Below are 6624 nucleotides of genomic sequence, written 5' to 3'. Positions count from 1 at the left end.
GAGACGCGTGCTGCCTATGATCTGGTTTGCATCATCGAATTCCGCGGGCTTTGCACCATGCGTAATATCGCCGGTGTGCAGTAGGAACGCCGGTTTTGCCGGCATCGCGTCAATCCGGCCTATCGCTTCCTTCAGCGTGTCGACGGCATGCGGATTGGCCGGTTTGTCAAAGCCGACGTGGCTGTCGGAAATCTGCATAAAAGTGAAGCCACTCGTTGCCGCTGCGGCCGCCTGAGCGTCGTCGAGCAATGAAAGTGACTTTGGAACACCGCCCGCCACCGTCCACAAGACGCCCGTGCCGGCCCAGAGCATGCATTCCAATGCATGCCGTCGATTTACCTTGTGGCCGTCTGCGCTATCGTCCATGAGCTCCCTCCTTCAACACCGTGACATCGTGGTTCGAGAGGTAAGACTCAGGGATCCGACGTTTTATTCCGCCTTCCTCAAAAAAATCCGACGACAGCCCCGTGCACCTGAGAGCCAAAGGCCGTGACGGGAATAAAGCTCCGCGCCACCGAGTCTAGTTCAGCCAAGCCCAATCTCCAAAAGGAGGACTTATGTCTCGGTGTCTCAAGCCCTGCAGAGGATGCGTTGGAATGGCGTGCGCCGCTTCGCGTGCGCGCGAAGCAATCGTGTGCGACAGTGATTTCCAAATCGTAGACGGTATGAGCGTCTTTACCCCATACTATCAAAACGAGAGTTTAGCCGTCGAAGCGTCGGGAGCGGAAGTTCGTCCTCACCCCGAAATCAAGCGCGAAGCCTGTTTACTTGCAGCACCGACTGACGAGGCAACTTGCGCCGCCTATACGAGCGACTAGTGCTCGGCCGCCGACGCCTGCTCGTGACCCAACTCAGACTTGAGGCCCGCCGGATAATATGCTCCCTTCGTGAGTGGGAGCGTGGGCAAAATGTACTGCAGCTCGCACGTACTTTACCGTCACCGTTTGAAGCAACCCACTGAACGCGACTTGCAAATCGTAGCGCAGGAGTGAGCCGTGAAGAGAATTCCATACTCGCAGCCTGTAATCATTGCGGTATCGCTCGCCGTCGCAGGCGGCTTGGCCCTCGCCGCTCAGGACAAGTACACGGTGAAAGTGCCGAATGGGCTCGCGTTCTCTGAGTTCAAGGGATACGAAGACTGGCCGCCTATCGCCCTCAGCCATTCCAAAGAGCTGGTTGCAGTGATCGTCGGCAATCCCATCATGATCGACGCCTATCGTGCTGGCATTCCCGGTAACGGCAAGCCTTTCCCCGACGGAGCCAAGATGGCGAAGATCCATTGGACTCCGAAAAAGAACGAGGAGGCGCCTGGTCAACCGACGGTGCCGGGCGTCCTGCATGACGTCGACTTCATGGTAAAGGATAGCAGGCGGTTCGCAGACAGCGGCGGATGGGGATATGGCGCGTTTAAATATGACGCTGCGTCCGACGCGTTCACGCCGGCCACCACAGCTGACCAGCCGCCGCAGGAGCACGACGCCAAGTGCGGGTTCGCGTGCCACACGATAGTGCAGTCAAAAGATTACGTTTTCACGGCGTACCCAAAGAGGTGAATGGGCAACAGGATTGCCACCATCGCCATCCGATTTGACAACGTCTCCTCCACGGCAGTCGTCGAATTCGTCCTCGCACTCAGTTCTAGTATACCGAACTCGAAGTTCGCATGAGGGGCCATGGCTTCGTGAGCTATTGCGCATGTGGCAGAAAGCTATTTTCCGACCCATGACTCAGTAGGGACATCTTCAGGTTTTGGAATTGACTTGAGATAAGTCACCACCGTCCACACGTCCTCGGGCGACATCAATCCTCCAAAGGCTGGCATTCCTTTTGGACGGCCAAAATAGATTGTCTGGAACAGCTCGTCGTCGGCGCCACCATAGCGCCAGCGTCCGTCAGCGAGACTGGGTGCGGCAAACCCAGTCGCGCCCCCGCCGTGGCATCCGTCACAATTCATTGACGAAAACATTTGCTCGCCCGTCGCTATGACTTTCTTGTCACCGGCGAATGGATTGATGAGCTTCCCTCCGTCCGGCAAAGCTCCGCCGGCCGCAATGTGGGCTTCATAGCGAATTGTTGGCGGCGTATACGGAGTGGACTTAGACGTGCTTTCCGCAGTCTTATCAGCGGTTCTCGCCGGTCCGACCGTCACTGCCATCGACATGACGACCAAGACGCTCAACAAAGCCCTACTCATGACCTTTCTCCCGGTCCAATTGCTGCGCACCAACGACGCGCTAAAGACCGAATATCCAGACTATTCCACCGTGGCTGGTATGACGCGCCAGATCTGGCATGAAATCAGCTGGCGGGCGAACGTCCGTAGCGTCTGCGGAGGTATCATTGGCGAACAACGATAAATCTCCGCCGATACCAGCGTACACGGCGACGTACTGTTTACCGTCAGGTCCGCTGTACGTTATCGGATTGCCGACGACCCCGGAGCCAATCTTGAATTTCGACAGCACTTCGCCCGTCTTGGCGTTTACTGATTTGAACCACCCGTCGAGGGTCCCGTAGAAAGCTACGTCGCCCGCCGTCACGAGCGCTCCGCTCCATGACAGGAACTCCTCCTTCGTTCCCCAGACGCGTTTTCCGTTCACCGCATCCCAAGCTATGAAGCCACCGAGATTCTTGCCCGCTGGACCGACGTGATAGGGCGTGTTGCCGCCGATGTACGGAGTGCCGGCAAAGCGGGCCGACGGCGTCGCTCCAAAATCCATGCAGAGATTGTTGATCGAAGTATAGAAAAGGCCCAACTTCGGAGAATAGGCAGGTGGAGCCGCAGGACTGACGCCTCCCTCAAGGCTCGGACATACGTTTTTGATAAGTCCCTTCGACGCGCCGGTTAGCTTCGCCTCAACGACGGAAGGGCGCCCAGTAGCAAGATCGACACCCGTTGCCCAATTAACGTCGACGTATGGTTTAGCAGAAAGCAGTTCGCCGGTGGCACGATCGAGAGTGTATTGAAATCCGTTCTTGTTGAACTGGATCAGCACTTTTCGGGACTGACCGGCGATCGGTAAGTCAGCCAGGATGAGCGCTGAAGTCGCATCGTAGTCCCAGCCATCATGCGGCGTGAACTGATAGGCCCAGATAAGGGAGCCGTCAGATGGCCGGCGTGCCAGAACGCTCGCAGTCCATTTGTTGTCGCCCAATCTCTGCTCAGAATTATAGGGCGATGGATTTCCAGATCCATAATAGAGCAGGTCAAGGTCGGGGTCGTACGAAATCCAGCCCCATACGGGGCCTCCGCCCGAGGACCACGATTCACCGTCCCAGCTTTTTGTACCTGTATTCTCTACTTCTTTATCGTAGTGCGGCTTGAATGAACCGGGCTTCACTAGCATGTCCGCGTCTGGACCTAAATTGTGACCGGTCCAGACGATCGCACCTGTCTTTGCGTCAAGCCCCTTGAGCCAGCCATAGATTCCAAACTCACCCCCAGAAGCTCCGACAATGACGCGATCCTTTATAACAAGGGGCGCCATAGGCGTTGTCTCGCCCTGCGCCATATCGGCAATTTGCGTCTTCCAGAGTTCCTCGCCGCTTTCGGCATCGACCGCAACGGTGTGCCCGTCGAGCAAATTGTAAATAATGCGACCATCAGCGAAAGTCGCTCCACGATTGATGGCGTCACAGCATGCGACGCCAATCGCATTGGAACTAACCGTTGGACGATATTTCCACTTCAGGGGATAGCCTTCCTTGGTCAAATCAAACGCGTAAAGAACGTTTGGATAGGGCGTAACGACGAACATCGTGTTGTTGACGACCAGGGGCTGCCCCTGATGGCCACCCAGCACGCCGGTGGAAAAGGTCCAGACCGGGTGTAGCCCCTTCGCGTTGTCCGAGGTTATTTCCGCCAGTTCGCTGTAGCGCGTCGATGAGTAATTTTTGCCCGGCATGGTCCACTGACCACCATCGGCAGAACGCGCCGCAGGCGAAATAGCGATCAAGGTGGTGAGTAATAAAATTATCGACAAGGACGCTCGATAAACGCTGGTCATGACGACCTCAACACCATTCCAGGTGCCCCATATTCGAAGGCTAAGCTTACGGCTTTAGCTTGTCAATTCGCGCTCCACTTGCGGGCGTTGTTCTGAACAAAGCTTTGACGATCCTCGTCGACCTTAGAGTTAATGAAGCTCGTCGTCCGGTGCCGCGGCGGCGCACCTCTAGCCACTTATGCGTACAAGAGACGACCCGGCGAAAGCGTCTTACTCAATAGGCCGCAAAGTTTATGCCGGCGCCTGACGCGTGATGGACTCGTGAAATTGAAGACGGCCAAAGCCCGCATGCAACGTCGGACGAGCTGGCGCGTTGGGCTGTGCAAGAAGGCCGACGGTGGAGACGCCGATGAACCAAGCCGGGTTTTCGCGACATGAGATCGCGAGTCCGTATGCCGCGCGGCTGGCAAGCGCCGCACGGTCCGCAACCCCGGCTCTGCTCTTCGGCTTGCGCCTCTGGGGTGCTGTGTGTCTCGCGCTCTACGTAGCGTTCTGGCTCCAGCTCGACAACGCGCTATGGGCCGGCACGTCTGCGGCGATCGTCTGTCAGCCGACTCTTGGTGCCTCGCTGCGCAAAGGGTCGTTCCGTGTGATCGGGACGGTGATCGGAGCCGTGGCGATCGTCGTCCTAACTGCGTGCTTCCCGCAAAGCCGCACCGGGTTCCTCCTTGGCCTGGCGCTGTGGGGCGCCGCCTGCGCCTTCTTCGCGGCGATCTTGCGTAACAACACTTCTTACGCCGCCGCGTTGGCCGGCTACACGGCGGCGATCATCGCCAGCGATCTGCTCGGTGCAACAGGTGGCGCGAACGGCTCTGTGCTCCTCCTTGCGATCGATCGCGCTACCTCGATCTCCATCGGCATCGTCTGTGCAGGCATTGTACTCGCGGGGACAGACTTCGGAGGCGCGCGGCAGCGGCTCGCGTCGCAAATTGCTGCAGTTACCGCGGAAATCGCCGGCCGATTAGCCGGCACGTTCTCCTTAGTGGGGCCGGACCAAGCGGCGACGCGGCAGGTTCGACGCGGGCTCATCGCGCGGGTGGTCGCGCTCGGGCCAGTCATCGAAGAAGCGATCGGCGAGTCCGCCGGACTGCGCTATCGCGTGTCCGTTTTGCGCACGGCGGTCGACGGCTTGTTTGCGGCACTCTCCGGCTGGCGCACGGTGGCCAACTGCCTCGAGCGGATGCCAAACGAGCAAGGCCGCCGGGAAGCGGATCTCATCCTTCGAAGCCTTCCGCAGGCATTGCGCTTGGCGACGACGCGGGGCGACGCGGCAATCTGGGCGCGCGAGCCATCAATGATGTGCCAACTCTGCAGAGCCGCAGTGCGAGCCTTGGTGGTGCTTCCGGCGGGCACGCCGACGCTACGGCTCATGGCCGACGCGACGGCCGCGGCGCTGCTCGGCATATCGCATGCGTTGGATGGGCTGGCACTGCTTGCCGATCCCGCCGGACCAGTGCCTCGCCGACGCGTCGCCAGGTTCCGCATGCCCGATCCGCTGCCAGCTTGTATCGGTGCAGTACGCGTGTTCGTCACGCTCGTTTTCGTCGAGCTCTTCTGGATCGTGACGGCATGGCCCAACGGCGCCTTGGCCATAACCTTCGCCGCGATCAGCATCATTCTGCTCTCGCCACAGGAGGATCGGGCCTACGCCGGCGCCAAGACTTTCATGTTCGGCATCGCCTTCGCGACAGTGCTGGCGGGTATGGTCAAATTCGGAGTGCTGCCGGCTGTGCAAACCTTCCCCGGCTTTTGCCTCGCGATCGGCATCGTTCTGGTGCCCGTGGGCGCCCTTTCCTTCCAGCCCTGGCAGGGGCCGGTTTTCACACTCACCGCCACCGTATTCTTTATTCCACTCCTCGCCCCCGCCAATCAGATGACTTACGACACCAAAGAATTTTACAATATTGCGTTAGCCATATTCGCGGGCGTAGGCGCTACGATGCTGGCTCTGGTCCTACTGCCGCCGCTATCGCAAGCAGCACGGGTTCGACGCCTACTGGCCCTCACATTGCGCGACGTGCGGCGTCTGGCGGCGGGCAGAATCCAGCCGACGTCCGACGACTGGGACGTTCGAGTGTACGGCCGCTGCGCGGCGTTGTCGGGCCAGGTAGAACCATTGCAACTGGCGCGGCTCGTCGCAGTGATATCAATGGGAACAGAAATCATCCGGCTGCGCCGCATGGCGCACCGGCTCGGGTTAGACCCCGACATCGACGAGGCGCTCGATGCGGTGGCCCAAGGCAACACCATGATTGCAATGGAGCGCATGGCCGAAATCGACCGCATTCTCACGGAGCTGCCCGCCGCTGGCCCGAGAGCGGCAGACCGTCTCCGGGCGCGCGGCAGCATCCGCGCGATACAGGAAGTACTCGCACAGCATGCCTCCTATTTCGATTCAGGAGTACCCAGATGAGGTTCACCGAAATCGATCTGTTCGGCGTGTATGTCGCGCCGATCTCGTTGATGATGATCGGTGCGTGGTTGATCCTGATCCCGTTGCGCCGGGCCGCGGACCGTTTTGATCTGTTGCGGCAGGTCTGGCACCCTGCCCTGTTCTGGTTCGCGGTCTACATGATTGTGCTCTCAACCATCATCCTTCTTGTCGCGCTCTGAGGTC

6 protein-coding genes are annotated in these 6624 nt (G+C 59.2%); 3 read left to right on the top strand and 3 right to left on the bottom strand.

Translation table 11 applies throughout. From position 1 onward, the window contains the following. The coding region (locus VN623_RS00880; protein WP_414653136.1) for a metallophosphoesterase family protein at positions 1–366 on the bottom strand (366 nt) is incomplete at its 3' end. 629 nt (positions 367–995) lie between these two features. On the opposite strand from VN623_RS00880, the gene VN623_RS00875 reads away from it, so the two are divergent. Then, positions 996–1553 carry a cytochrome P460 family protein gene (locus tag VN623_RS00875; protein ID WP_325567138.1) on the top strand — a complete coding sequence of 186 codons (558 nt, stop codon included), beginning with the start codon at positions 996–998 and terminating at the stop codon, positions 1551–1553. Between the two features lie 155 nt (positions 1554–1708). On the opposite strand, the gene VN623_RS00870 is transcribed toward VN623_RS00875, so the two are convergent. Together VN623_RS00870 and VN623_RS00865 are read right to left on the bottom strand one after the other, a co-directional pair. Continuing rightward, positions 1709–2194, bottom strand: a complete 486-nt coding sequence (locus tag VN623_RS00870; RefSeq protein WP_325567136.1) for a c-type cytochrome — start codon at positions 2192–2194, stop codon at positions 1709–1711. Positions 2195–2234: 40 nt separating this feature from the next. Further along, positions 2235–4007, bottom strand: coding sequence for a PQQ-dependent dehydrogenase, methanol/ethanol family (locus VN623_RS00865; RefSeq protein ID WP_325567134.1), 1773 nt, complete (start codon positions 4005–4007; stop codon positions 2235–2237). Between the two features lie 349 nt (positions 4008–4356). On the opposite strand from VN623_RS00865, the gene VN623_RS00860 reads away from it, so the two are divergent. After that, entirely contained in the window at positions 4357–6420 is a 2064-nt protein-coding gene (locus VN623_RS00860) for an FUSC family protein (protein WP_325567132.1), read from the top strand. Continuing rightward, the gene (locus VN623_RS00855) at positions 6417–6620 is read left to right on the top strand and encodes a DUF1656 domain-containing protein (RefSeq protein WP_325567129.1); all 204 of its coding nucleotides are present in this window, start codon (positions 6417–6419) and stop codon (positions 6618–6620) included. Before VN623_RS00860 ends, VN623_RS00855 begins: the two co-directional genes overlap by 4 nt. The last annotated feature ends 4 nt before the right edge of the window (positions 6621–6624 follow it).

The sequence above is a fragment of the Hyphomicrobium sp. genome (assembly GCF_035572195.1).
Taxonomy (GTDB): Bacteria; Pseudomonadota; Alphaproteobacteria; order Rhizobiales; family Hyphomicrobiaceae; genus Hyphomicrobium_B.
This window is presented reverse-complemented; position numbering and strand designations above follow the sequence as displayed.

Bases quoted from the DNA above. Each gene is read 5' to 3' on its own strand.
- VN623_RS00855 (WP_325567129.1), top strand. From the start codon at position 6,417: ATGAGGTTCACCGAAATCGATCTGTTCGGCGTGTATGTCGCGCCGATC.
- VN623_RS00865 (WP_325567134.1), bottom strand. From the start codon at position 4,007: ATGACCAGCGTTTATCGAGCGTCCTTGTCGATAATTTTATTACTCACC.
- VN623_RS00870 (WP_325567136.1), bottom strand. From the start codon at position 2,194: ATGAGTAGGGCTTTGTTGAGCGTCTTGGTCGTCATGTCGATGGCAGTG.
- VN623_RS00860 (WP_325567132.1), top strand. From the start codon at position 4,357: ATGAACCAAGCCGGGTTTTCGCGACATGAGATCGCGAGTCCGTATGCC.